25 protein-coding genes are annotated in these 23968 nt (G+C 69.1%); all 25 read right to left on the bottom strand.

What is annotated here, in order from left to right:
- Positions 1 to 12: 12 nt before the first annotated feature.
- The 25 genes from AC3A35_RS20700 to AC3A35_RS20580 all read right to left on the bottom strand — a co-directional run bounded on the left by AC3A35_RS20700 (position 13) and on the right by AC3A35_RS20580 (position 23889).
- Positions 13 to 465 (bottom strand): hotdog family protein, encoded by a 453-nt coding sequence (locus AC3A35_RS20700; protein ID WP_487438217.1) that lies wholly within the window; start codon positions 463 to 465, stop codon positions 13 to 15.
- Positions 462 to 1265 (bottom strand): beta-ketoacyl synthase chain length factor, encoded by an 804-nt coding sequence (locus AC3A35_RS20695; RefSeq protein ID WP_487438215.1) that lies wholly within the window; start codon positions 1263 to 1265, stop codon positions 462 to 464. Before AC3A35_RS20695 ends, AC3A35_RS20700 begins: the two co-directional genes overlap by 4 nt.
- Positions 1262 to 2470, bottom strand: coding sequence for a beta-ketoacyl-[acyl-carrier-protein] synthase family protein (locus tag AC3A35_RS20690; protein ID WP_487438214.1), 1209 nt, complete (start codon positions 2468 to 2470; stop codon positions 1262 to 1264). The genes AC3A35_RS20695 and AC3A35_RS20690 overlap by 4 nt, the downstream gene beginning before the upstream one ends.
- 49 nt (positions 2471 to 2519) lie before the next feature.
- Entirely contained in the window at positions 2520 to 3233 is a 714-nt protein-coding gene (locus AC3A35_RS20685; protein ID WP_487438212.1) for a class I SAM-dependent methyltransferase, read from the bottom strand.
- On the bottom strand, positions 3230 to 4045 hold the full coding sequence (locus AC3A35_RS20680) for a polysaccharide deacetylase family protein (protein ID WP_487438211.1): 816 nt from the start codon (positions 4043 to 4045) through the stop codon (positions 3230 to 3232). The genes AC3A35_RS20685 and AC3A35_RS20680 overlap by 4 nt, the downstream gene beginning before the upstream one ends.
- A 28-nt stretch (positions 4046 to 4073) precedes the next feature.
- Positions 4074 to 4727, bottom strand: coding sequence for an alpha/beta hydrolase (locus tag AC3A35_RS20675; protein WP_487438210.1), 654 nt, complete (start codon positions 4725 to 4727; stop codon positions 4074 to 4076).
- Positions 4728 to 4753: 26 nt separating this feature from the next.
- Positions 4754 to 7144 (bottom strand): MMPL family transporter, encoded by a 2391-nt coding sequence (locus AC3A35_RS20670; RefSeq protein WP_487438209.1) that lies wholly within the window; start codon positions 7142 to 7144, stop codon positions 4754 to 4756.
- On the bottom strand, positions 7141 to 7707 hold the full coding sequence (locus AC3A35_RS20665) for a LolA-related protein (protein WP_487438208.1): 567 nt from the start codon (positions 7705 to 7707) through the stop codon (positions 7141 to 7143). Before AC3A35_RS20665 ends, AC3A35_RS20670 begins: the two co-directional genes overlap by 4 nt.
- On the bottom strand, positions 7704 to 8666 hold the full coding sequence (locus AC3A35_RS20660; RefSeq protein ID WP_487438206.1) for a lysophospholipid acyltransferase family protein: 963 nt from the start codon (positions 8664 to 8666) through the stop codon (positions 7704 to 7706). The genes AC3A35_RS20665 and AC3A35_RS20660 overlap by 4 nt, the downstream gene beginning before the upstream one ends.
- Positions 8663 to 8989 (bottom strand): ApeI family dehydratase, encoded by a 327-nt coding sequence (locus AC3A35_RS20655; protein WP_487438205.1) that lies wholly within the window; start codon positions 8987 to 8989, stop codon positions 8663 to 8665. The genes AC3A35_RS20660 and AC3A35_RS20655 overlap by 4 nt, the downstream gene beginning before the upstream one ends.
- A complete protein-coding gene (locus AC3A35_RS20650; protein ID WP_487438204.1) occupies positions 8986 to 10359 on the bottom strand; it encodes an AMP-binding protein in 1374 nt (457 codons plus the stop codon). The genes AC3A35_RS20655 and AC3A35_RS20650 overlap by 4 nt, the downstream gene beginning before the upstream one ends.
- Before the next feature lie 22 nt (positions 10360 to 10381).
- Complete coding sequence (locus tag AC3A35_RS20645) at positions 10382 to 11041, bottom strand: COG4648 family protein (protein ID WP_487438202.1); 660 nt, start codon at positions 11039 to 11041, stop codon at positions 10382 to 10384.
- Positions 11041 to 11325 (bottom strand): phosphopantetheine-binding protein, encoded by a 285-nt coding sequence (locus tag AC3A35_RS20640; protein ID WP_487438200.1) that lies wholly within the window; start codon positions 11323 to 11325, stop codon positions 11041 to 11043. The genes AC3A35_RS20645 and AC3A35_RS20640 overlap by 1 nt, the downstream gene beginning before the upstream one ends.
- A gap of 199 nt (positions 11326 to 11524) precedes the next feature.
- Positions 11525 to 13159, bottom strand: coding sequence for a B12-binding domain-containing radical SAM protein (locus tag AC3A35_RS20635; RefSeq protein ID WP_487438199.1), 1635 nt, complete (start codon positions 13157 to 13159; stop codon positions 11525 to 11527).
- A 364-nt stretch (positions 13160 to 13523) separates the two neighbouring features.
- A complete protein-coding gene (locus AC3A35_RS20630; protein WP_487438197.1) occupies positions 13524 to 15083 on the bottom strand; it encodes a beta-ketoacyl synthase N-terminal-like domain-containing protein in 1560 nt (519 codons plus the stop codon).
- Positions 15080 to 15346, bottom strand: coding sequence for an acyl carrier protein (locus AC3A35_RS20625; protein WP_487438196.1), 267 nt, complete (start codon positions 15344 to 15346; stop codon positions 15080 to 15082). The genes AC3A35_RS20630 and AC3A35_RS20625 overlap by 4 nt, the downstream gene beginning before the upstream one ends.
- 9 nt (positions 15347 to 15355) lie before the next feature.
- Positions 15356 to 16612 (bottom strand): ABC transporter permease, encoded by a 1257-nt coding sequence (locus AC3A35_RS20620; protein WP_487438195.1) that lies wholly within the window; start codon positions 16610 to 16612, stop codon positions 15356 to 15358.
- 51 nt (positions 16613 to 16663) lie between these two features.
- Positions 16664 to 17155, bottom strand: a complete 492-nt coding sequence (locus AC3A35_RS20615; RefSeq protein ID WP_487438194.1) for an acyl-CoA thioesterase — start codon at positions 17153 to 17155, stop codon at positions 16664 to 16666.
- A gap of 161 nt (positions 17156 to 17316) precedes the next feature.
- The gene (locus AC3A35_RS20610) at positions 17317 to 17469 is read right to left on the bottom strand and encodes a DUF3096 domain-containing protein (protein ID WP_487438193.1); all 153 of its coding nucleotides are present in this window, start codon (positions 17467 to 17469) and stop codon (positions 17317 to 17319) included.
- 179 nt (positions 17470 to 17648) lie between these two features.
- Positions 17649 to 18572, bottom strand: coding sequence for an ABC transporter ATP-binding protein (locus AC3A35_RS20605; protein WP_487438192.1), 924 nt, complete (start codon positions 18570 to 18572; stop codon positions 17649 to 17651).
- Positions 18573 to 18579: 7 nt separating this feature from the next.
- The gene (darH, locus tag AC3A35_RS20600) at positions 18580 to 19590 is read right to left on the bottom strand and encodes a BtrH-related acyltransferase DarH (RefSeq protein ID WP_487438191.1); all 1011 of its coding nucleotides are present in this window, start codon (positions 19588 to 19590) and stop codon (positions 18580 to 18582) included.
- Positions 19591 to 19986: a DarG family dialkylresorcinol biosynthesis protein gene (locus AC3A35_RS20595; RefSeq protein WP_487438190.1), complete on the bottom strand. Its 396-nt coding sequence runs from the start codon at positions 19984 to 19986 to the stop codon at positions 19591 to 19593. It lies immediately after the preceding gene.
- 2 nt (positions 19987 to 19988) lie between these two features.
- Positions 19989 to 21143: a beta-ketoacyl-ACP synthase III gene (locus tag AC3A35_RS20590; RefSeq protein ID WP_487438189.1), complete on the bottom strand. Its 1155-nt coding sequence runs from the start codon at positions 21141 to 21143 to the stop codon at positions 19989 to 19991.
- A complete protein-coding gene (locus tag AC3A35_RS20585; RefSeq protein ID WP_487438188.1) occupies positions 21127 to 22077 on the bottom strand; it encodes a dialkylresorcinol condensing enzyme in 951 nt (316 codons plus the stop codon). Before AC3A35_RS20585 ends, AC3A35_RS20590 begins: the two co-directional genes overlap by 17 nt.
- A gap of 12 nt (positions 22078 to 22089) precedes the next feature.
- Entirely contained in the window at positions 22090 to 23889 is a 1800-nt protein-coding gene (locus AC3A35_RS20580) for a serine hydrolase domain-containing protein (protein ID WP_487438187.1), read from the bottom strand.
- Positions 23890 to 23968: the final 79 nt, after the last annotated feature.

The following is a 23968-nucleotide window of genomic DNA, read 5'->3' as shown; positions in this document are numbered from 1 at the left end:
AATGGTCCTGGATCAGGGAGGAGGGGGCGTGCCTGCGAGTACCACCGCGGCCCGTCCGCGCACCAGCGGGCGTTCGCCGGCGGCGATGGTGAACGCGTAGAGCAGGGTGCGTTCGTCGGCCGAAAGGCGTTCGGCGGCAATCGTCAGCGGCTCGACGATGTCGTCGAGGCGCTCGACCAGGCATTCGACACTGCGCGCGCTGCCGAGAAACCCGGGGGCGGTCGGGGCGCCGTCGCCGGCGAGCAGCGCGCCGTGCACCGCCATCGCCTGGGCCGCGTACTCGATGCCGTTCAGTGCGCCGAGCCGGCCGCCGGCACGCAAGGGATGGTCGGCGCTGCGGTGGCTCAGGGTGGTGCACCGGATGTGCTCCGCATCCCACGACTCGACCGCATCGAGCAAACACATGCTGCCCTGGTGCGGAATGTGTGCGGCAATCCAGGCGCGGTCGGGCAGCGCCGGCCTCACTGGCGCAGTTCCACTGCCAGTCGGGCGTCGTCGAGGTAGTCGAGCACCACCCGGCCGCTGCGGCCCTGGGCCAGCAGCGTGAGCAGGGGCAGGCTGCGGGCGGTGGGAATCCCGCGCCGCACGGTGTCGAGCGCGGCATCGGCCAGGGGGTCGGAGGCCGCCACGGTGAGGCCCTCGAGGTGCACGCGCGCGCTGGCAGTGGTGTGCGGGTCGAGCAGCAGGGCCACGCCGAAGGCGTCGTACAGTTTGCGGGTGGCGGCCAGCGGCTCGGGGTAGGGATGGTCGTATACCACCAGCAGCACCGGCTGCTGCAGGCTGTGGGTGAGGGCCAGGGCTTCGATCAGGCCGGCGGCGAAACTGCCGTCATAGGCCGAGATGATGGTCGAGGTCGCCATCGCCCCGCTGGCGATGCCCCAGTAGCCGGATGCGGCGTTATTGACCGAATTGTGGAAGCGGGTTGGCGAGATCAGCCGGTCGGCGCCGGCCAGGGCCTCGCAGATCGCATGGCAGTTGGCTCCGTCGCCCCCGGCGGACGCGAACACCGTCGCCAGTTGTCCGACCTCTGCGCCGGCGGCGTCTACCGCCTGCAGGCCGACGCTGACGGCGAGTTTGACCACCGCGCCGACGCGGCGCCGTTCGGCCGGCGGCAGCAGGCTGGGGCTGGGGATGCGGGTGGCTGCCGGCGTCCACGGGGTGTCGCCGGCCAGCACGGCACGGGCGGCCGGCCAGTCGTCGAAGCCGGGACCGATCAATCCGACCGCGCGGATCGCGGCCGACAGCGGGATACGGCTGGTCGTCATGGCGCCACTCCGTGACCGGATCGCGCGAATACGAGGCTGCAATTGGTGCCGCCAAAGCCGAGCGAATTCGACAGCACGTGGCGCAGCGGGGCGCGTTGCGACCGGATGCGATAATCGATGTCGATGGCCGGATCCAGGGTTCGGGTGCCCGCGCTGCCGGGAATCAGGCCGTCGTTCAGGGCCAGCGCACAGAACACCGCCTCCAGTCCGCCGGCGGCGCCCAGGGCGTGGCCGGTGGCACCCTTGGTCGAGCTCGATGCGGGGGAGTGGCCGAACAAGGTCTTGACCGCGAGGCCCTCGGCGCTGTCGTTGCCGCGCGTGCCGGTGCCGTGCAGGTTGATGTAGTCGATCTGCGCCGGGCTCAAGCCGGCGCCGGCGAGGGCCTGTTCCATTGCCATCCGCGCGCCCAGCCCCTGCGGATGAGGGGAGGACATGTGATGGGCATCGCTGGATTCGCCGTAGCCCGCGAGCAGGATCGCAGCGTCCGGGATCGCGGCCGGCGGCCGTTCGAGCAGGGCAAAGGCTGCCGCTTCGCCGATCGAGATGCCGCTGCGCTCCGGATCGTACGGCCGGCAGGGCTCGGGCGCGACCAGTTCGAGGGAGTTGAAGCCGTACAAGGTGGTCAGGCACAGCGAATCGACGCCGCCGACGATGGCCGCGTCGATCAGGCCGGTTTCGAGCAGGCGGGCCGCACTGGCAAAAACTTTGGCGCTCGAGGAGCAGGCGGTCGAAATGACCCAGGCTGGCCCGCTCGCCCCGATCGCATGGCGCACGAACTCGGCGACCGAGAAAATGTTGTGGCTGCCGCGATAGTGGAAGTCCGCCGGCAATGCGCCACTGGCCGGATCGCGATGGCGATAGGCCAGTTCGGTTTCGAGGATGCCCGAAGTACTGGTGCCGAGGAGTACCGCGACCCGTTGCGCGCCGTAACGGTGCACAGCATCGATCGCCGCATCGATGAAGCCGTCCTGCATCAGGCCGAGCAAGGCCAGACGGTTGTTGCGGCAGTCATAATCGATGAGTGCCGGCGACAGCACGACGTCCTCCAGCTCGGGTACCCGTCCGATCCAGGTGTCGAGGGCGACGGTTTCGAAATCGCAACGGCGCAACCCGCTGCGGCAGTCGGCGAGTGCCGCGCGGGTGGCGGTCAGCCCGGTGCCGATGCAGCTGGTCGCGGTGTAGCAGGATATGAGCAGGGGGTTCAACGCACCGATCCGAAGGAATATGAACGGATTCTAACAAACTGGCCCGGACTCACGCGTTTAACCGCGCCAGCAGCAGGGTGTTGGCGAATGGCGTGCCGGCATCCATCGCCTGCGGCCTGACGCGAAAGCCCAGTTGCTCGAGCGCGCGCTGCCATTCCGCCGCCGGCCGGCAATGGAGCGTGCCGAGGCGGTGGCCGCGCACCGCGGTCACCATGCGGTCGACCCAGTTGCACAGCACGAAGGGCAGGCCGGCGGCGGCGTCGCCGACGCGCATGATCAGGGTGCCATCGGGGGCGAGCGCGTCGCGTGCGCGCAGGAGCACGACGTCCTGCGCGGCAGGTTCGATGTAGTGCAGCGAATCGAGGATGACCACGACGTTCACTGCGCCCAGCGCGGCATCACGGATGTCGCCCTGTTCGACCATGGCGCCGGGCGGCAACGCCGGGCGGGCGCGATCGACGTCCTTCGGCATCAGTTCGATGCCGCGATAGGCCTCGAGCCGCGGAGCGGGCGGCCACTCCGGCGGCCAGTCGCCGGCCTCGTGCAGCCGGGCGGCGGCGGTGAGCCAGTTCGACAGCAGACCCTGGCCGCAGCCAAGATCGACGATCCGCGCCGTGGGCGGGAAGGCGCCGTCGGCGAGCAGGCTGAAGAATACCGGGTCGCGGCCGAGTTTGCCGCGGGCGAAGTGCCAGGCGAAATGCCCGGCCCGGCGATAAGGAACGGTGGCGGCATCGAGCAGCCGCTTGCGGAAGGACGAATTCATTGCAGCGCTTGGCGAAGGGTGACGGGTTGGAGGCCGGCGGCGCGGAGCGCGTCGAGCAGCGCGGGCAGGACATCGAGGATCACCGGTCGGCCGTCCGGACTGCGCGCGGCATGGCCGTCGTGGAGCAGCAGGATGTCGCCGGCGGCGAGCTTGCCGGTGAGGCGGGCGAGCACCTTGTCCGGGTTGCCCTCGCGGGTGTCGAAGCCGCGTCGCGTCCAGCTTGCCAGGTGCAGCCCGAGGCGGGCCAGCTCCGGTTCGAGGAAGGGGTTGCGCAGGCCGGCGGGGGCACGAAAAAAATGCGGCGTACTGCCGGCCAGCGCGCCAAGTACGGTCTGCGCCTGCTCGAGGTCGCGGCGGATGCGGGTCGGACCGAACAGCGAAAAATGGTGGCGATGACCGTGCGAGTGGTTCTCCACGGTGTGCCCGCGGCGCACGATCTCGGCGACCAGCGCGGGGTGCGCAGCGGCCCGTTCGCCGATGCAGAAGAAGCTCGCGCGCGCGTGGTAGCGATCGAGCAGATCGAGCACGGCCGGGGTCACCGCCGGCTCCGGGCCGTCGTCGATGGTGAGGGCGACTTCCCGGCGTATGGTGGCGGCTGACGGCAGCCGGGTGAGATTGGGCCCGAGCAGCCGGCTGCGCGGCCACAGCCCCGCTGCGGTGAGCGCGACATGGCTGGCGAGGATCGCGGCCAGGCCCCATGGCCAGCTCTGCGGCCACACCAGCCAGGCGGCGAGCGCACCCGGGTGGATGACCGAGGCGGCGGCGATCAGGGGGGAGGGCCGCCACGGGCGGCCGATGGGCGGCGTCTTCATGATGGCGCGATTGTACCCGGGAGGAGACTTACTCCTGCGATCTGCTGCAGTCCAGATAGCGCTGCCACAGGCGCAGCCAGGTCGGCCAGTCGTGTCCGCCGTCGATGACGACGGCCTCGTCGAGCACGGCCGCCATCATCGCGTGCGCACCGGCAAAGCGATCGTCGCGACCGTAGCCTAGCCACACCGGCGGGGTCCGCCGCCGGCCGCAGCGCTGCAGCGCACGCCAGCCACTACGTTCGTCATTGGCTGCGTAATCGCCGTCCGCCAGCCAGGCGGCAAGTCCGCCGGCCTGCTCGATCACGCGGGTGATGCTGCGGTTGCCCGGGTAGGGCGCGATCAGGACCAGACCGTCGCTGCCCCCGGGATGACGGTCGGCGTGCATCAATGCAGAGATGCCGCCGATCGAGATGCCGCCGGTCAGAATGCGCTGGTAACCGGCGCTGCGTGCACCGGCGAGGATTTCGTCCTCGAGGCGCGCACTGAGGCTGCCGTCGCACACGGCGGCGAGATCGCTTTCGACCAGGATCAGATCGACGGCCCGGCCGCTTGCCTGCAGCGCGGTGTCGAACCCGGCCGCGAGGAAATCGTCCGGTTTGTCGTAGGCGCCGGCGAGCAGCACCAGCACCTCGGGCGCGATCGCGCCGGGGGTCGCGTGCAGGGCAAGGGTGTTGAGTGCCATGGGCGGGAGGGCGGCCGTGCGGCGGTTCAGCGCGCAGGCTGGGGAAGCCGGGCGCGGCGGCTGAGCATGGCCGCGAACACCAGCGCGAGCACCGCGCCGGGGCCGACGGTGATGCCGATCGCCTGCAACACCGGGACCTCGGAAAAGGCCAGCAGGCCGAATCCGGCGACCGTGGTGAGGTTGGCGAACAGCAGCGAGGCCAGCGTCAGCGGGGTGGGCGGGGCGGAGTCGTTTTCGCCCTGGTCGAAGAACAGGGCATAGTTCGAGCCGACCGCAACGATCAGCAGCAATCCGACCAGATGGAGCAGGATCAATTGCTTGCCGGCCAGGGTCAGGGCCGCGACCACGACCAGGATGGCCGCGGCCAGCGGCAGCGCGATGCGCACCACCCGCATCGGCCGGCGCAGAAATACCAGCAGCAGCACGAGGATGGCGAGAACGCCGCCGAGCGAGAGCTGGATCGCCTCGCTCAGATAGCCACCATACAGCGCGTCGGATTCGTGTTTGAGGTCTAGGAACAGGGGGGGCTCGTCGCCGGCGGGCGGCGGTGCGGCGGCAAGTGCGGCGCGGACTGCGCCGGCGTCGATCAGGTGGGCCTGACGGCCGTCGAAGGGCGCGCGCAGGGGCAGCAGGGCGCGGACGCCGTGGGCCGTTTCGAGCAGCATCGCATCGACTGCGAGGGCGAGCGAGGTGCCCTCCATCGACGCCCGGGTGAGCGCGGGGCGCCGGCGTGCGGCATCGACGTCGTCGAGGAAGGGGACGAGCCGGCGGGCGCTCAGCGGCAAACCGGCGCTCGCATCCTGCAATCGGCTGGCGAGCGCTTCACGCGCCGGCAGGCTGGCGAGCCGTGTCTGCTGGGTGGCCCGGCTGGGCAGATAGCGGGCAGGACTGTCCCAGCCGGCGATGTGGCCGGCCGCCTGCAAGCGGTCGAGCGCAGGCGCGAGAGCTTCGGCGGACTGCAGTGCGGCCTCGGTATCGGCGCCGTCGACCACGATCAGGTAGCGCACGTCGGGGGCGCCGAGCTCGCTGCGCAGGCGCATGTCGAGTGCCTGGTCGGCAGCAGACACCGGGCTCAGCGCGAGCAGTTCGCTGTTCCAGATCGCGTGGCGCTGGATCGTGATCAGCGCCAGACTGCTGAGCGCCAGCGTGATCACCAGCCAGCGCAGGCGGGTGGACGCCGCGACCAGGCGGCCGAGGCGGCGCCCGAGCGGGGTCACGTCACGCAGCCTGAAATCGGCCGGCAGCATCGACGGCAGCAGGAAGCGGGTCACCAGTGCGGCGGTGACGAGGCCGGCGAGCGAATACAGCCCCAACTGCGCGAGGCCGGGAAAGCCCGAAGCCAGCAGCGCGACGAAACCGCAGGCCGAGGTCAGCAGGCCGAGACGGATCGTCGGCCAGAACGTCTCGAGACCAGCATCGGCTCCGTCCTTGCCGCGACCGCGCTGCACGAACAGATAGATCGAATAGTCGACCGCCTCGCCGATCAGCGTCGTGCCGAAACCGAGGGTGAGCCCGTGCACCACGCCGAACCCGAGGCTCACGGCGGTGATGCCGGCCAGGGCGCCGGTCACCACCGGCAGCAGCCCGAGCAGGAGGACCGGCAGCGAGCGGTAGATGATCAGCAGCAGACTGATGATGAGTACGCTGCCGATGGCGGCAATGCGGGTGACTTCGGACTTGATGGTGTCCCGCGACTGTACCGAGAACACGCCCGGGCCGGTCATGCCGAGCGCGAGACGGGGGCCCCCGGGGAGGTCGGCGCGGGCCTCGTCGAAGGCGCTGCGGATCGCGTTCATCGCCGTTTCCTGGGCGTCGATGTCGGCGCCGGAGGCCCGGGTAAGGGCCAGCAGGAGCGCGGTCTGGCCGTCGCGCGACACCCACACGTCGCCGTCGAGCCCCGGCTGTGCAGCGGTTTCGAGCCCGTTCAGCAGGGTGATCAGCTCCCCGGTGGGGTCGCGGGTGACCAGCGGTTTGGCGAGCAGTCCGGCAGGGGAGGCGAGCAGGTTCAGGGTGTCCTGCAGGGCGCTCCGCAAGCCGTCCATGCTGAAGCGCTCGGCGTTCACCCCCGGGCTCAGCGCGTAACGGTTGTCGAACAGCCAACGCCGGTCGGCATCGAGATGAACCGGCTCGCCATTGTTGACCGCGGCGAAGCGGGTGTCCGCGCGCAGGCGCGCGGCGACGCGGCGCGAGACCTGTGCGCGGTCGGCCGCGCTGCCGCCGGACAGTCCGATCAGGGTCAGGCGCGACACCATGCCGTCGCGCAGCTGGTCGACCAGCAACTGCTGCTCGGGGGTCGGGCTGCGGGGCAAGAACACCGACATGTCGGCGGTGAAGCTGGCGCGGCTGACGATGGCGGCAAGGACGCCGACCATGACCAGCCACAGGGCGAAGGCGATAAGGCGTCGTCGCGCCATCATCGGCGGGGCGGCTCGATGCGCATCACCGAACGGTCGCCGTCGGTCTGGAAGATCTCGACGCCGCGCACCTCGCCCTGGCTGCCACTGACCCGGATGCGCAGCACTACCTTGGCCACCGCCTGATCCGAGGGCAGCAGGTCGAGCGTCCACTGCGCGGCAGTGCCGGCCAGCGACAGTGCATAGGTGCGCTCGAGCGCGGCGCGATCGCCTGCCAGGGTGGCGCGGATGCTGTCGATCAAGGCGGCGGCTTCGGGGTAATCGCGCAGGCGCAGCGTATGGGTCTTGCCTTCGCGACTGAGGGTGAGGGTGTCGCCATCGAGCACCATGGATTCGCGCAGCGGTGTCTCGGTGTGGCGTTCGAGCCGTGCCGGGGCGATATAGACCAGTTCGCCGGTGGCCGTCAGTGGCTGGTCGAGGATGGCGAGGTAGCGGGTTTCGACGAAGCGCACCGTGCCGCCGGCATTGCCGGCCAGGGTCCGCATCAGCTGGGCGAGATCCCAGCCCGCGGCGTGGGCGGATCCGGTGAGGAGCGCAACCAGCAGGAGCAGGCAGCGGCCGGTCATGATTTGGATGTGTCTCCGTTCGAGCCGAAATCGTTCCAGAAATCGAAGAAGTTGAACCAGTTCGACGGGGCCTCGCGGCAGCAGCGCTCGAGCGCCGCCGCATAGGCCTGCATCGCGGCACGGATGGCGGCTTCGCGCTGATCGCGCCGCACCCTGCTGAAATCGGCGATCGGCTCGAAGCGGATGGTATAGCGGTTGTCGCCGAGATAGAGACCGGCCATGAAGATGATCCGGGCGCCGAGCATCGCGGCCATGCGGAAGGGACCGACCGGCAGCGCGGCCGGGCTGCCGAGCAGGGGTACCGGCAGCCGGGGCTCGTTGCCCAGGCTGCGGTCGGCGAGCACGCCGACGATTGCGCCCTCGGCCAGCCGGGCATGGACCTTGAGCATCGCGTCGAGTCGGCCGAGCGCGATCACTTCGGGGCGGGCGGCGGGATTGAGCGCCGCGAGCATGGCGTTGATCTTGCGCGCATTGTCCTCGTACATCGCGAGCACGATGTCCATCTTCGGCTGGGTCCGGCCGACGGCGCGGATCGCCTCGAAGCTGCCGATATGTGCGCCGAACAACAGCGCGCCGCGTCCGCCGGCCAGTTGGTCGTGGATCAGTTCGCCACCTTCGACGCGGATGTCGAACAGGTCGAAGCGGTCCTTGTACAGGTAAACGCGGTCGTGGATGGTGGCGGCGAAACTGAACACATGGCGGTAGCCATCGGCGAGCCGCACCGGACGTCCCAGGGCGCGCGACAGATAGGCGCGCGACGCGCGTCGCGCGGCCGGTGAGAACACCAGAAAGTAGGCCGCGACCAGGTGCAGTATCAGACGCCCGGCCGGTCGTCCGAGGCGCAGCGAAACCCAGCCCATCAGGCGCAGCATGGCCATGTTGCTGCGTTCGGGACGGCGCGCCCATTCGGCCGCCGACGGGCGGCTGGCGTGCCGTTCCGGCGTCGACCGCACGCTCATGCAGCGCCCTGGCGGAGCGACGGGCGCGGCGTGAGCGTGCCGCTGGCCACCGGCTGGCCGGCGGTGTCGATGCTGAAGGCGATCGCGCCGCTGGCGGTGGGCGTCTTCCAGCTCAGCCACAGGGGCTCGCCGGGGCCGGCCGCGCGCATGAACTTGACGCTGCCGAGCTGCCAGCACGGGTGGTCGAGGCCGAACGCTGCGGCAATTGCGCGCGCGGCGGCGTCGACCAGAACCACGCCGGGAACGATGGGGCGGCCCGGGAAATGGCCGGCGAATGCCGGGTGGTCGGCGGCGACCTCCAGCGCGCAACGGCCGGCGCTCACCTGCCCGTCCCTCCGGCGTCGGCCGCCTTGTGCGCGAAATGGGCCTGCAGCAGCGCCTCGCAGGTTTCGCGCGGCAGCTTGCCGGTGGCGTTGCGTGGCAGCGCGTCGAGGAAGATCAGCGGGCGCGGCATGAAGGCGGTGTCGATGCGCTCGCGCAGGGCGGCGCGAAGTTCGACCTCGGTGAGGCCGGGGGCGACGACGAAGGCGACCAACCGGGTGACGTGGCCGTCGCGTTCGCCGTCGGGCAGGTGAAAGCCGCCGTCGCGCACTCCGGGGATGCCGAGCAGTTGCTGGTTGAGGTGGCCGAGTGAGGTGCGCTTGCCGGCGATGTTGATCAGGTCGGCGTGGCGCCCCTTGAGCAGGAAGCGTCGTGCGTCGACCTGCTCGATCACGTCCGACATCGGCACCGCGACCTCGATGTGGCCGCCGTCGGCCCACGTCTGCCCATCACGCGTGTCGAGCCGGATGCCGGGAAACAGCGTCCATTCGGTGGTGAGGGCGCTCCGCCGGGTGGCAATCTGGCCGGTTTCGGTACTGCCGTAGATCTCCAGCAGCGGGGCGCCCAGGCGTGCCTCGGCTTCGCGCGCGAGTTCCGTCGGGAGTGGTGCGGTCGCCGACACGACCAGTTCCACCGGGCTCAGCGCGACACCTTCGTCGAACAACGTACGCAGGTGGAAGGGGGTGGTGATCAGGGCCGCCGGTGCCGGCGTGCGTGCCAGGGTGGCGGCGATGTCGGCCGGATAGAATGGGCGTCCGGCGTCGAATGCCACGCCGCTTTGCCACGCCACCAGCACGGTGGATTCGAAGCCGTACATGTGTTGCGGCGGCACGGTGCCGACCAGCGTGGCCGGCCGCGTGTGGTCGAGCCCGAGCGCGATGCCCTCCGCGCACACGTTGGTCACCAGACGGCCCCAGGTCTTGCGGTGCGGAACCGGGGCGCCGGTGGAGCCGGAGGTAAACACCCAGGCCACCAGTTGCGCGGGATCGAGTCGGGGCACCGGTGGCATCGCGGCGGGGAGCTCGTCGGCCCGGCACAGCGCGGGAAAGGCCACCGCAGGCAGCGAAAACCGGGTGCTGTCGCCGTCGGTCAGTACCTGGCAATCGGGGGCGAAGGCGGCAAGATGGCGCAGAGTGTCGGGGGTGTAGGTCGAGGGCAGCAGGCTGACCCTGCCCGATACCATGCTGGCGGCGAGACCGACCGCGAAGTGATAGCGATCGGTGCACACGTTGAGGACATGGCCGGTGGCCGGCAGCATGGCCCCGACCCGTTCGATATCGGCGAGGAAGCGGCGCAGGCTGATCGCCTCGCCGTGGCGGCGGGCGATGACGGCATCGGGGTCGGTATGGGAAACGAGCGGCAGACGGGACACGGGGTGCAAGGTCGGAAAGCGGTCAGGCAGCGGGCGGCGTCGCGTCGCGCGAGACATGGAGGAAGGCGCGCACCGAGTCGACGAGGCCGGCGCGCAGCGACGGCGGCAGCAGTACCAGACGGACGGCGAATTCGATGACGAACATCGTCCCGACCAGGATCGGCGTCAGCACATTGACCAGCAGCGACCAGACGTCCATCGGGCCGCCAAAGAACAGGGCGACCGATGAGACCGCCACCGCCACGAAGAAAATCGTCCATGCCAGGGTGGCGCCGCGGGTGTAGCGCACCAGTGGCGGTGCGAGGCGGTCACCGTGGATGACGCGGGCGAAACGGGTGATCATCGGCTCTGCGCCGGCAACGAGGGTGCGGCCAAAGCCGATGGCGAGCAGCGAGAACATGCCGAAGTGCTGGATGAAATAGACCCACTCGAAGCGCGACTCGACCAGCGGCCAGCCCAGCCACAACAGTCCGGCAATACCCGCCCACAACAGCAACGGCCACCCACGGCGGCGTTCGCGGACGGCCATGCCGAGTGCGATCGTCATGTAGGGCACGACCGCAACCAGTGCGCCGAACGTGCTGGGTTCGTTCGGTGCGGTGGTCAGGTGAGCGAGCAGCAGATAGGCGCCAAACGCGACGGCCAGCAGCAGGACGCGGCCGAGGCGCACGGGCCGCATCATCACGTCACCCGGTTGGCGGCGATGTAGTCGGACAGGCTGCGCAGCGAAGAAAAGATCTTGAGGTTGTCCTCGTTGTCGGCGCGCAGCGAGAAGCCGAAGCGTTTGGAGACCACCAGTGCGACCTCCAGGATATCGATCGAATCGAGCCCGAGGCCTTCGCCATACAGCGGCGCGTCCGGTTCGATTTCGCCAGCCGGCGTCTCGAGATTCAGTGCGGAAACGATCAACTCCGCGACTTCATGCAGCAGCGCAGCATCGGCGGAGGAGGGGGTGGCTTCGGTCATCTTGGGTACACATCACGGAAACAATCGGTCCACGAACCGGCCTGTGCGAATCAAAACAGCAGGCCGGTCCCGGGCGTAAAGGCGGAATGTTAACTGCCGTCATCCGCCGATGGTGAATTTTCGCTGTTTTGCGTGCTCAGGAACAGGACATTTACCTCTATTACCGGTTGTTTCAGTTCGTTCGCGCGGTGCTGTCGTCTCAGACCGCCGAGGCCGCCTGCACGATCTCTATCGTCCTGCCGGCCGCGGGTGGGGGCTGCAGCTTCGGCTTGCGCGACACCTTGACCGGCGACATCGCCGCAATCGCGTCGGCCTGCAGTTCCGGGCTGAGGAAGGGGGTCAGCCCCTTCGGCTGGCGCGGATGCGGGGCAAAGGTTTGCGCGGCGGCCTCGATCTGGGCCTTGTTGGCACTGAAATAGCGTGCGGCCTGGACCACGCGCGGCAGGTTTCGCAGCAGGTGCCACAGGCTCCAGCGGTGCTGCCACAGCTTCTTGCCGAAGCGGCGGCGGTAGGCCTTGCTGTCGTAGTAGCGGCGTACGTGCCAGTTGTAGAGCGCGTCCATCTGCTCGCGCGATTCGAAACCGCTGGGTTTGAACACGAAGTTCAGGCAGTTCATCAGCCGCCAGTCTTCCTCGAACTCGCCCTCCTTGCCCGACACGCATTCGTCCCAGATCGGCGCACCGTACATCGGGCTGAACTTGGTCATGTTCATCTCGTCGAGGTCGAGGTCGAGGATGAAGTCGCTGGTGGCCTTCAGCGTCTCCGGAGTCTCGCCGGGCAGACCGAAGATGAACAGGCCCTTGGCGCGCAGCCCGGCAGCGTGGATCTGCTCGACGGTCTTCCTCACCGCGTCCAGCGTCACCCCGGTTTTGTGCCGCTCCATCATGCCCGGGTCGGCCGACTCGATCCCCATCGACACCATCAGCGCGCCGGCGCGTTTCAACAGCGCGAGCATCTCGTCCGAGGTGTGGCCGGTGCGGATCGCGCAGTTGAAATCCACCCCCAGCGGCTTGGCGATCAGCAACTCGCACAGTTCGTGAATGCGCTTCTTGTGCGCAGTGAACAGGTCGTCGTAGATGTTGATGTGATGCACGCCGAAGGTGTCGCGCAGGTGGCGGATGTGGTCATGCACATACTGCGGCGAGTTGTACTTGTACAGGCGCTCGTACACCGTGCGGTCGCAGAACGAACAGGTGTAGGGGCAACCGCGCGAGGTGATCATGGTCGCGCCCCAGCGCTTCTCGTAGGAGAACAGCGGCAAGTGGTAGCCGTGGGGGAAGCCGGCGAGCTTCTCGTAGGCGGGGAAGGGCAGCTCGTCGAGGTCGAGGATGCGCGCGCGGCGCTCGTTGATCACCGCATGGCCGCCGCCGTCGCGATAGATGATGTTGGCCACGTCCTTGTCGGCCAGGCCGTTGGCGACATCGAGGATGGCGCCCTCGCCCTCGCCGATGCACAGGTAGTCGATCTCGGGAAAGTGGTCGAGCAGCGGCGCGCCGACCGACGACGCATGCACGTTGCCGATGAAGATCTTGACGTGGGGCAGCTTGAGCTTGATGTACGCGGCCATGTCCACCGCGTCCATGAAGCCCGAGGTGGTGGCGGAAAAGCCGACCAGTTCGGGCTTGGTGGCGATGACCTGCTCCGCGTTGGCCTCCAGCGAGGGGGGCGCGTAAGGCCCCATGCAGTCGTGCAGCTGGGTCGGGTGGCCGTGCTTCTCCAGCCACGAGGCCAGCTGCAGGATGCCGATCGGCGCCATGCGGTTGGCCAGGACGGTGAAATCGGGCTGTCCGGGGACAAAGTTGAACCCGGCGGGATGAACGAGGGTTACACGCATGGTCGGGACCTCTCTGCAGGTTGGCGACGAAGCTTCTTGTGGGTGAGGCTGTTTTGCCGCGATTGTGCGGCATTTCCGTGCTGCCGGTAAGGGCTTCATTGTCCCGCGGTGGAAGCAGGTCCGGGGATACATCGGCATGTTGTGCATGCGGGGTGTCGATGCCGATTGCGAGGTTCGGCGAGGTGTGCCTCGCCGGCCGGGTGTGGTCGGCTGAAGCCGACCCTACGGCAAGCGCAAACCACCTTGCCGCACGGCAGGAGCGAGTGTCGCAGGGCGGACTTCAGTCCGCCGCTGGTGGCGATGCGGGCGCCTGCGGCCGACCGAGCGGCGCGGCGAGGGCGATCGCGCGCCGAGGTGGACACACTCAGGTGGACAGGCTGCGCCACTCGCAGCGGTGAAGGTCGCGGCCCGGTTCGACCATGCCGAGCAGCACCCGGTCGTGGCGGCCGCTCGCCAGCCAGGCGCGGGCGAGGGCGGTCATCCGTTGCCACTGCAGTTCGCCGTCGCCGGTCAGCGGCAGGTAGCTGGCCGTTGCCAGGTCGGGCAGGCGTTTGTGCAGTGGCAGGGCGGCGAGCATGGCCTGGGTGGCGAGAAAGTCGAACGGCATCGGATCCTCGTTGCGCAGGCAGAGATCCTCGAGCACGCGGTGGAAGGCGGCGCGCGGGCCGCTGCGCGAGGCGAACAGCACTGCGGTGGAGCACGCCGGGGCGCGGTCGCCTGGACCGGCTTCGATGCAGGCGTCGACCCCGGCGAGACAGAGTTCGGCCAGGGTGCCGGCGCGGCGGACGGGGGCGCCGAGTGCGGTGCGGGCGCGGCAGGTCAGTTCGGTGCCGTCGAGTTCGAGCTCGATGTGCGCGGTTTCGATAACACTCCCGGGCGCGCGCTGCGTGGTGCTGCCGGTGGAGGGGGCGCGACTGACGACCACGGCGGCGATGCTGCCGCCGAAGCCGATCAGATTAAGCAGTGCATGGCGCGGGGCGGCCGGGGTGTCGTCCGCGGTCGCCAGCAGCAGGCCGAGTTCGGCGAGACCGCTGGCGCCCAGGGTGTGGCCGAGCCCAGCCTTGAAATCGGTCCGTGGCGGCAGCGCGGCACCGAACACGGCTTCGAGCGCGCAGGCCTCGGCCGCGGCGGTGGCGTCGAGCCCGCCGGCATGGGGTTTGAGCAGGTCGATGGCGGCCGGCTGCAGGCCGGCGTCGGCCAGTGCCGACCGGATCACCGTCGCGATCACGCTGCCGTCCGGGGACGGGCCGGTCGGCGAGTGGCCGTCGATGCCGAGGCGGCAGGCGGCAATGTGCCAGCCCGGACCCGGAGTGGCGGTCAGCAGCACGCCGGCCACGGCTTCGCCGAGTACCAGTCCGGCTGCACCGGGGGCAGTCGCGAGCAGGCCGAGGCCGGCGAAGCCCGCCACCGTGGTGTCGTTGGCGAGCTCGATGCCGAGCACGACGGCGCGTTCGATCGCGCCGCTGCGGATCAGCGTCGCCGCGGCGTCGACCGCGGCCAGGGCGGAGGTGCAGGTGGTGGAAAACGTCCATGGCGTGGCGGCAATGCCCAGCCAGTCGGCCACCTGCTGCGCAAAGGCGGCCGCATCCGCGGGCAGGGCGACGCTTTCGTGGGTACGCACGGCCGCTTCCAGTACCCCCATCTGCAGCGAGGAGGAGGCCAAGAACAGCGGCGTTGCTGCCCACTCGGCTGCCGGAAGGGCGGCCGCGAGCGCCGCACCGACGCGACCGATCGCGTCGCGGGCGCGTGCTTCGCGGTCGTCGGCGGCGAGCGCCATGGCGAACCACGGCCAGCTTTGTCCGAGCACCGTGCGCTCGCCAGCCGGGCGTGATCGGCCCGCGCGCCAGGTCGCGGCGGCCTCGCTCAGCGTCGGGCCGAGCGCCGAACAGTGGCCGACGGCGGCGATGCGGACCGCCCGCGTCATGCGCGGGCGGCGAGGAAGGACTCGAGGTGCGTCGCCAGGTTGGCGACGCTGGACAGGATGCGCCGGGTTTCCTTGCTGTCGGTCAGGCGCAGGCCGTAGTTTTTCTGCAGCGCCATCGAGACCTGCAGCGCGTCGAGCGAATCGAGCGCCAGCGCCGCCTCGGGGCCGAACAGGATCTCGTCGTCGGTGATCGCGGCCGGGTCGCAGTCCTTGTCGCAGGAGTCGACGATCAGGGTCTTGAGCGCAAGTTTCAGGTCGTTCATCGTGGCTTGTCAGCGGGCGGTGCGCAGTGCGCGGCGGTTTAGCAGGATGGCGACGGCCAGCGCCGCGAGGGCGAAGGATACCAGCGCCGCGGCCGGGGGCAGGATGTCGACGGCGATCCCATCGCGCAGCATCACGCGGTGGAAGCCATCCAGCGCCCAGGCCATCGGCGAGACCTGGGTCAGCGGCTGCATCGTCGCCGGCATCACGAACCTGGGCACCATGATGCCGCCGATCGCCCCCATCAGAATGTTGCCGACCCCGCCGATCACGGTGGCCTGCTCCGCGGTGCGCGCCATGCTGGCGATCAGCAGGGCCCACGCCACCGCGGCCAGGCTCACCGCGGCGGCCACCAGCCACAGCGCGAACAGGGAGGCCGCCGATGCCGGCAGCACCAGGGCCTCGCCACCGGCCAGTGGCACCAGATGCTGGCCGACCAGCACCATGACCACCGCCTGGACCTGGTTGACGACGAAGAAGGGCAGCAGCTTGCCGGCCAGGATCAGACCGAAGGAGACCTGTTGCGTGGCCAGGCGCTGCAGCGTGCCGTGCTGGCGTTCGGCGATGAACACCGCCGAGATCGGCACCACCACGAAGAACATCGAGAAGATCAGCCAGGCGGGCACGTTCTGCTGCACCGACGAGGGCAGTGTCGGAGGGGCATCATTGCCGCCGTCGATGGCCTTGCCCCTGACCGCTTCGGTCAGAACCTGTGGCGGCGGTGCGTTCGACGCCAGCTCGCGCAGCTCCGGAATCATCAGCGTGCGGCCGATGCGCGCGAGCAGGCCGGTGAGCTGCAGTCGCGTCAGCTCGGCCTCGACCTGTTGGCGGAAACCGTTGCGCACGGCGAGCGGCACCGTGGGGTCGGTCAGCATGCGCAGCGTCGCGCCGGTGCCGGCGGGGTCGGGCGCGGTGGTCGCCAGTTGCGCCGCGAAGCCTGCGGGAATCACCAGCACGAAGGCGATGCGCCCGCTGGCGACCGCCTTGCGCGCAAGCGTCTCGTTTTCCAGTGTGCCGAACTCACGCAGCAGGTCGACGGCGGCGAGTTGTTGTTCGAGCGCCTGCGAGGCCTCGCTGCGGTCGAGATCGACGATCGCGTAGCCGAGGTCGGCAGGGAGGCCGGGGACGAAGGCGTCGCGCAGTGCGAGCGACATCACCAGGATGAAGATGGCCGGCATCAGGAACAGCGCCGCCAGCCCGTGGCGATCGCGCACCAGGGCGAGGGTTTCCTTGCGCCACAGTGCGGCGAGCCGGATCAGGGTGTTCAAATGGGCCCTTCGAACGAGATGGTGGCGTGGATCCGCTTCAACCTGCGGAACTCAGTCCTTTGCGTCCTGGCCATGGGTTTCGGCAAATCGCCGCTCGAGCTCCAGACGCAGGGCCTTGCGCGCCGCGGCGGCTTCGAAGCGTTTCTTTTCCTTGGGGCTGAACGGGCGCAGCTGCGGCACCGCGACCGGCTTGCCGTCGTCGTCCACGGCCACCATGGTGAAGAAGCAGCTGTTGGCGTGGCGGATTTCCTGGGTGCGGATGTTCTCCGCCACGACCTTGATTCCGACTTCCATCGACGACTTGCCGGTGTAATTGACGCTGGCGAGGAAGGTGACGAGCTCGCCGACCATGATCGGCTGGCGGAACATCACCTGGTCTACGGACAGGGTCACCACGTAGCGTGCCGCATAGCGGCTCGCGCACGCATAGGCGACCTGGTCCAGCAAGCGGAGGACGGCGCCGCCGTGCACCTTGCCCGAGAAGTTCGCCATGTCGGGCGTCATCAGTACGGTCATCGTGAGTTGGTGGGCGGGCAGATCCATGGGGGCGGTCATCCTGCAGGGCTGGTCGGGAGCAATGCCCGGTGCACGGGATGCCGTACGCCGGGGGCTCCAGCGTACATCAGGGAGGCGTTCTTGTCTGTCGCCGGTGTGCCCGCGCTGCCCTCCTGCACCGGCAACAGGCGACGCGATGCTTGCGACTGCTACAGACGCAGATTGCCGGTACCGAAAATCCCGATCAGTCCGATGATGATCAGATAGATGGCGACGATGTAGTTCAGCAGTCGGGGAACGACCAGAATAAGAATCCCTGCGATCAGGGCGACGAGGGGGCCTATGGACAGATTGAGCATCATGAGCGTTCCTTTGGAGTCGGGGAAAAAGGCGGGCGCATCCGGCTTCGTACTTGGGGTGGATAGCGGATGGGCGGCTCAGGTTCCCGCCATTGTGGTCTTCAACGAGAGGTCGTTTCGGTTCGGTCGCGCACAGAGCGTGCGGTCTTCCGACTGGTCGCCGTTGCGGCCACGGCGGACTTTCAGTCGCGCAGCGAGCGCTGGGTCAGACGCATGAATACCTGTTCCAGGTTCTGTGCGCCCAGCGCCAGGCCGAGCGGCGCGCAGTCGGCGGCCGCGAGTTCGGCGAGCACGGCGGAGAGTCCGTCCGCGGCGAACGGGTGCAGGCGCACGGTGCCGTTGGCGTTGTCGTAACCCGCGTAGCGGCCTGCCCATGCGGTGGCGAGCGTGGCGGGCAGGGGCTGGCCCAGGCGCAGCGTGAGCGCTGGCGCCTCGTCCCTGAGCACGTCGGCGAGGCGGCCTTCCACCAGCACGGTGCCATGGTCGATGATCGCGATGCGGTCGCACAGGGCCTCGACCTCTTCCATGTAGTGGCTGGTGTAGATCACCGTCTTGCCCGCCTCGCGCAGACCGCGGATGGCTTCGAGCAGGAAATGGCGCGACTGCGGGTCGACGCCGACGGTGGGCTCGTCGAGGAGCAGTACGGCGGGATCGCCGAGCAGGCCGATGGCGAGGTTCAGGCGCCGGCGCAAACCTCCGGAGAGTTCGCCGGCGAGTTGCCTGGCGACCCCTTCGAGGCGGGCGAAGCGGATTGCCGCGGCGCTGCGTTCGGCCTGAAGACGGCGGTCCAGGCCCTGCACCCCGGCGAAGAAGGCGAGGTTTTCGGCCACCGTGAGCATGGGGTAGAAGGCGTAGTCCTGCGGCACCAGGGCGATGGCATTGGGCTGTAGTTTGCGGAAATCGGCCAGCGACTGGCCGTCGATCGTGATCCACCCGTGCTGCGCCGCGAGCAGGCCGGCGAGCAGTGAAATCAGCGTGGTCTTGCCGGCACCGTTGGGGCCGAGCAGACCGAACAGGCTGCCGCGTTCGATCTGCAGGCTGACGCCGGCCAGGGCCGGCGGCGGGTCGGGATGGTAGCGATGGACGAGGTCGTGGACGACGATCATCGTGGCGTCAGCGGATCGCGCCCTCGAGCCTGCCGAAGAAGTCCTGCTCGCGTCCGGCCTGGCCGCGCAGCAGTCCTGCGAGGCGTGCGGCGTCGAAGGGATCGCGGTCGCGGATCATGCGCGCCGCGGCAAGTGCGAACTCGCGCCAGCCGTCGCCGATCTCGACCAGTTCGGCGGCGAGTTCGCCCAGTGCCGGACGGCCGCAACGTCCGCCCGCCTCTTCGAGAAAGGACGCGTACATGTAGCGGAAGCCGCCGCCGCCGGTGCCGATCTCTTCCTGCATCCGCACCAGGTGGCCGACGAACAGCCTGGACTGCGCCACCTTGTCGCCGGCCGGCAGACGCTCGACCGCGCGTGCCACGCGCTCGATGCCGCGCACGCCGATCAGGGGCACCGGGGCGCGCAGCATGATGCGCACGGTCTTGCGGATCGCGGCCGGGATGACCTTGTGCCAGTCGGGCTCGGTGGGGCGGTTGGCGGGGTAGTAGAGCAGACCCTTGGGTGCAAGCACGCCGCGGGCGAAGCGGGCGCGGGCGAGGTCGGCGGCAGCGCAGCGCACCGGCTCCTCGAACACCGGGTCCGACAGCAGGTAGTCACCCCTGGCGCCGTCGCGGCCGTAGGCGAGCACGTTGTGGGCGTTGAAGTGAAAACGCAGGTTCTCGGGGAAATAGGGCAGCCAGAACACCGAGGTCTGCAGGCCGACCACCTTGCCGGCGTCGAGCAGCGCATCGAGCCGCGCCTTGCCCTTGGCCACGGTGCGGAACGTCTCGGTGCGCATGCTCAGCCCCAGCGGCTTCTGCAAGCCGCGGATGATGGCGCGCGGCGGCATGCGGTAAGCCACCAGCGGCAGGCCGCCGAGCTTGATGAAGGGCAGGTAGGCGAAGGACAGCGCCGACGCCAGCCCGAGTGCCATCGGTTCGGACAGCGGCAGGCCGTAGTGGCGCACGATGGCCGACATTACGCCGCTCTCGCAATGCGAGGCGTGCTGGTGATGGAAGGGCGTTCCGCTGTGCTGCATTCAATCCACCCGCTTGAGTTGGTCGACGGCGATGCCCAGCGCGTCGGCATAGCGCGCGAGCAGCGCCGGGCGCAGGCGGGCGAACACTGCCGGGCGCAGGTGGCGCCGCACGCGCCAGGCCCAGATGCCGCTGACCTGCGCCAGCAGGGTGAGGTCCATGCGCGCTTTGTACATATGGTATTCGAGCGCCGAAGCCGTGCCCGCTTCGACGCGGCTGCGCGCGTCGGCGGCCAGCCGCTCGAGTTCTTCCACCGCCTGCAGGGTCACGATTTCCTCGGCTTCCCAGCCGCGCGAGGGCACGATGCCGATGCGGCCGTCGGCGCCGCGCGCATACATCGCCTTGCGGTGGCCGCCGAGGGTGGCATTGCCTTCTTGCGGGACTTCGTTGGCGTCCATCGTCAGACCACGGTCAGGTGCATGAAGCCGCTGGAGAAGCGGCCGCTTTCGGGGACGAAGCAGAGCATGCGTTCGCCGCTGCGCAGGCGGCCGCTGGCGAGCAACTCGTCGATCATGATGTAGATCGACGCGGCGCCGGTGTTGCCCTTGGTCGTCAGATTGGTGAACCAGCGCGCGGCCGGGATCGGCAGGCCGAGGCCGGCGAGGCAGTCGGCGATCGGCTGCCGGAAGTAGTGCGAGGACATGTGGGGCAGGAACCAGTCGATGGCGTCGGCACGCAGCCGGCGCCGCGCGATCAGTGCCCGCAGCGGGGCCTCGAGCGTGCTCGCCACCACGGTGTCGTTGAGCAGGCGCACGTCCTGCTTGATGGCGAAGATCGACTGTTCGCCCCAGGCTTGTGGCGCGTGTCGGGTCCACCCCTGCAGCCGGCCGTGCTGATCCATTTCGCCGCCGGCATACATGCACGCCGGCTGGGTGTGGGCCTGGGACGACAGTTCGATCCAGTCGATGCGCAGCGAACGGCCACTGCTGCGGGGCACCGCTTCGAGCAGGAAGGCGCCCGCGCCGTCGGACAGCATCCAGCGCAGGAAGTCCTTCTCGAACGCGATCTCGGGACGGGCTTCCAGGGTGGCGATGCGCGCTTCGCTCTCTGCTGCGAAATTGCTCGCGCGCATGATCGCCGACGCCAGGTCGGAGCCGGTGGCGACCGCATTGCGGCGGTCGCCGGCGAGCACCGACAGCCAGGCGTATTTCAGGGCGGTCAGACCGGCCAGGCAGATCCCGGCCGTGGATACGACTTCGCATGCCGGATTGCCGAGTTCGCCATGCACCATCACGCCGTGGTTGGGCATCAGCTGGTCGGGGAGCGAGGTACCGGTGGCGAGGCATTCGATCCGGTCGAGCGCGAAACCGTCGCCGGCCAGCCCGCGAACGGCCTCGGCGGTGAGGCTGGCATTGCTGTGGGTGGCCTCGCCGGTGGTCGGGTCGATGGCATAGTGCCGTTGCTCGATGCCGTTGTTGCGCAGCACGATCCGCCGCGCGCGCGACGGCCGCCCGCCGATGCGGCCGAGCACGTCCTCGATAGCCTCGTTGCCGACCGGGGCATTGGGCAGGCAGGTGGCAGTGGCGGTAATGAATACGTTACGGGGTTCGGTCATGGTCGGTCATGCGCGTATCGCCCGCGCCCGATGGCTGCTCGTAGCGCACACGCAGGGTTTCGAGGCGACGCCGGAGCAGGGGGGCGAGGGTGCGCTGGAGCACAAGGCTCAAGGGTACCACTGTAATAATCAGGGCCACGAGGTAGACCGCGAACAGCGCGAGCGCCGGCACCCGGCGCCGTTGCCCGGCGGTGCCGAACAGGCGCACGAAGCCCGACCATGCGCGAAAGGCGCGTTGTCCGGCACGCTCACTGATGACCAGGCGCGGATTCACCCTGACCGCGCGCAGCCCGGTCAGCATCGGTGCCCCGTTGCGCTCCTCGTCGCGCGCGAGGGCGGCGACCAGGGCATGGCCGAAGCGGGCGGCGGCGGCGGTTTCGTCTGCCGTCACTCCCGCCGCAGGCAGGCCGAAGCAGCGGTCGCGGCGGCCGGTGAACATCCAGCGCGGGGTGGTGATGAAGGTCGCCAGCGGGTGGGCATTGTCGGTGAACGCGACATGGTCGGTGAGATGGCCGCCGGCGGTGCGCACCAGATCGGCGAGCTTGTCGTAGGCGGTCATCCACATGTTGCGGCAGGCGACCACGCTCACCACCGGGGTGCCGGCGAGCAGGCGCCTGCCTTCGGCGCTTTGCAGGAAGGCGGTGACCGGTTGCGACGGCGACAGGTACCAGACCTGCCAGGCAAGGATCACCAGATCGAAGCTCGCATCCGGGGCGATGCTCAACGGCTGGTTGGGGCGGGGGTCGAGCCGCACCGATTCCGGAAACACATCGAGGAAGCGGAAGAAGGGCCACGGAAACGGAAACGCCCGTTGCGGGCGCAGGGTTTCCACCTCGAGCCGGATGCCGGCTTCCGTCAGCGGGCGGGTCATGGCGCTGACGATGGCGGACAACTGGCCGCTCTGCGAGTAGTGGACGACGAGGACGCGCTTCACGCTCGTGGCTGCTCAGTTGGTCTTCTGGCGCAGCTCGAGACCCGAGAACAGCAGCACCCTGTCCTCGTCCGTGCCGGCAGCCACGATGGTTTCGCCCTTGCCGGTCCCGAGTCCGGACACCAGCATCTCGGTCTCCGAGATCGGGGTCAGGCCGATGCGCAACACGAAACCCGGAAGTTGCGAAAAGCTGCATTCGCCCACCAGCATGCCGTCTTCCAGGCGCAGGGTGAGACGGTCCGGCGCAATGCCGAGCGCCTTGCCCGCGATCTCGTAGTCACCGACATACTCGAGCAGCCTGCCCGGCACCGGCGACGGCGTCAGCCGCTCGCCGACGAGCATGGTGTCTTCGCCGAAATGGCCGATCAGCACGTTGCGTTCGGCCACCTGGGCCATCGATACGCGGATGCCGTCGAAGGCGCTGACCTGTACCGGGATCAGGCCGAACAGCTTGTAGCGCAGGCCGAACTGGCCCGCGGCGCGCGGCCTGAGCTGCAGGGTGTGGCCCATCACCGTGGCGTCGAGCGCGTTGCTGCCGGGGCGCACCTTGACCAGCCCGACCATCGAGTCGTACCAGGCGGAATAGCCCTCGAGCTGGGTCTGGGGCAGCGCCACGTCGATGTTCGCCCCGGGCGCCATGTCCGGCTGACGGATACCGGTCTTGACCTCGAGCGCGAGCTTGAGCACTTCGGTGGCCACCGTCTTGACCACGCCCTGGGAGGTCGCGGAGTTCGACGCAACGATCACGCCGAGCTTATGGTCGGGCAGGATCACCATCATGCTGTGCGAATCGAGCAGGGTGCCGCCGTGACTGGCGACGGTGCCGGCGTCGCGGATCTCGATGCCCGACAGCAACCACCCGAGTCCGACGCGAAAGCCCATGTCGAGCGGCACATGCTCGTTCTGCGGGCGCAGCATCTCGGCAAGGCTATCCGCGCGCAGCAACTGCCGTCCGCCTGCGCGACCGTCGGCAAAGACCCAGCGCATGAAGCGGCTCATGTCATCGACGTTGGAGATCAGCCCGCCCGAAGGCAGGTCGCGCAGCGCGAGGGGCGCGATTTCCTCGTGCCGGTTATAGACCTTGAGCGCCGGGCGGGCTTCGAACCTGGTCTTGTCCATCCCCAGCGGGGTCAGTAGCGCGCGTGTCAGATGTTCCGAGAACGGCACCCCGACGGTATGCTCGATCGCCGCCCCGAGCAGGGTTACCGCCAGATTCGAATAGGCGAAGATGAACTCCGGCGGGTAGGCGACGTATTCGTTGCGCACCGCTTCGACCAGATCGGTGAACGGCGCCGGCGCGGCGACGGTCAGCATGCCGTTGAGGTAGTTGGCGGGCAGCCCGGAGTGGTGGTCCATGATGTTGCGCGGGGTGACCGGCGCCGTGCTCGCGAAGCGCGTGCGTACCGAGAACGAGGGCAGGGCGTCGGTCAGCGGGCGATCGATATCGATCAGGCCCTGGTCGGCAAGCTGCATCGCGGCGGTCGCGGTGAACACCTTGGCGATCGAGCCGAGACGGTAGGGTGTCTGTGCGCTCGCGGGAACACCGCGCGCCACGTCCTCGAAACCGAAGCCTTCCGCCCACACCAGCTGCTGGTCGTCGACCAGCGCAATGGACAGGCCGGTGACCTTGTTGTCGGCCATTTCCTGTTCGATCAGCCAGCGCCCATGCTCGCGCGCAAAGCGATAGTCGCCGGGGACCAGTTCGAGCGGGCGCTGGGGCACGGTGGTGCACGCGGTGACCGCGAGCAGGGTCACCAGCGCGACGAGGCGCCGGGCTTGGACGCGGACAAGCAGAACAGGGGCTGATACGGGCATGGCAAGTCGGAAGCAGGAGGTAGGGCAGGCCGAAGCTTAGCGGCGGTGGCCAGTATCTGCTGTGCACTCGTCGACGCCG

The organism is Azoarcus sp. Soil_N_20 (assembly GCF_057656155.1).
The sequence above is the reverse complement of the archived record's forward strand: the minus strand, read 5'-3'. Positions and strand labels throughout refer to the sequence as shown.

What these genes read in the sequence shown, in the direction of transcription:
- AC3A35_RS20695 (WP_487438215.1), bottom strand. Translation starts at nt 1,265, where the DNA reads ATGACGACCAGCCGTATCCCGCTGTCGGCCGCGATCCGCGCGGTCGGA.
- AC3A35_RS20685 (WP_487438212.1), bottom strand. Translation starts at nt 3,233, where the DNA reads ATGAATTCGTCCTTCCGCAAGCGGCTGCTCGATGCCGCCACCGTTCCT.
- AC3A35_RS20680 (WP_487438211.1), bottom strand. Translation starts at nt 4,045, where the DNA reads ATGAAGACGCCGCCCATCGGCCGCCCGTGGCGGCCCTCCCCCCTGATC.
- AC3A35_RS20675 (WP_487438210.1), bottom strand. Translation starts at nt 4,727, where the DNA reads ATGGCACTCAACACCCTTGCCCTGCACGCGACCCCCGGCGCGATCGCG.
- AC3A35_RS20670 (WP_487438209.1), bottom strand. Translation starts at nt 7,144, where the DNA reads ATGATGGCGCGACGACGCCTTATCGCCTTCGCCCTGTGGCTGGTCATG.
- AC3A35_RS20665 (WP_487438208.1), bottom strand. Translation starts at nt 7,707, where the DNA reads ATGACCGGCCGCTGCCTGCTCCTGCTGGTTGCGCTCCTCACCGGATCC.
- AC3A35_RS20660 (WP_487438206.1), bottom strand. Translation starts at nt 8,666, where the DNA reads ATGAGCGTGCGGTCGACGCCGGAACGGCACGCCAGCCGCCCGTCGGCG.
- AC3A35_RS20645 (WP_487438202.1), bottom strand. Translation starts at nt 11,041, where the DNA reads ATGATGCGGCCCGTGCGCCTCGGCCGCGTCCTGCTGCTGGCCGTCGCG.
- AC3A35_RS20640 (WP_487438200.1), bottom strand. Translation starts at nt 11,325, where the DNA reads ATGACCGAAGCCACCCCCTCCTCCGCCGATGCTGCGCTGCTGCATGAA.
- AC3A35_RS20635 (WP_487438199.1), bottom strand. Translation starts at nt 13,159, where the DNA reads ATGCGTGTAACCCTCGTTCATCCCGCCGGGTTCAACTTTGTCCCCGGA.
- AC3A35_RS20630 (WP_487438197.1), bottom strand. Translation starts at nt 15,083, where the DNA reads ATGACGCGGGCGGTCCGCATCGCCGCCGTCGGCCACTGTTCGGCGCTC.
- AC3A35_RS20625 (WP_487438196.1), bottom strand. Translation starts at nt 15,346, where the DNA reads ATGAACGACCTGAAACTTGCGCTCAAGACCCTGATCGTCGACTCCTGC.
- AC3A35_RS20615 (WP_487438194.1), bottom strand. Translation starts at nt 17,155, where the DNA reads ATGGATCTGCCCGCCCACCAACTCACGATGACCGTACTGATGACGCCC.
- AC3A35_RS20610 (WP_487438193.1), bottom strand. Translation starts at nt 17,469, where the DNA reads ATGATGCTCAATCTGTCCATAGGCCCCCTCGTCGCCCTGATCGCAGGG.
- AC3A35_RS20605 (WP_487438192.1), bottom strand. Translation starts at nt 18,572, where the DNA reads ATGATCGTCGTCCACGACCTCGTCCATCGCTACCATCCCGACCCGCCG.
- darH (WP_487438191.1), bottom strand. Translation starts at nt 19,590, where the DNA reads ATGCAGCACAGCGGAACGCCCTTCCATCACCAGCACGCCTCGCATTGC.
- AC3A35_RS20595 (WP_487438190.1), bottom strand. Translation starts at nt 19,986, where the DNA reads ATGGACGCCAACGAAGTCCCGCAAGAAGGCAATGCCACCCTCGGCGGC.
- AC3A35_RS20590 (WP_487438189.1), bottom strand. Translation starts at nt 21,143, where the DNA reads ATGACCGAACCCCGTAACGTATTCATTACCGCCACTGCCACCTGCCTG.
- AC3A35_RS20580 (WP_487438187.1), bottom strand. Translation starts at nt 23,889, where the DNA reads ATGCCCGTATCAGCCCCTGTTCTGCTTGTCCGCGTCCAAGCCCGGCGC.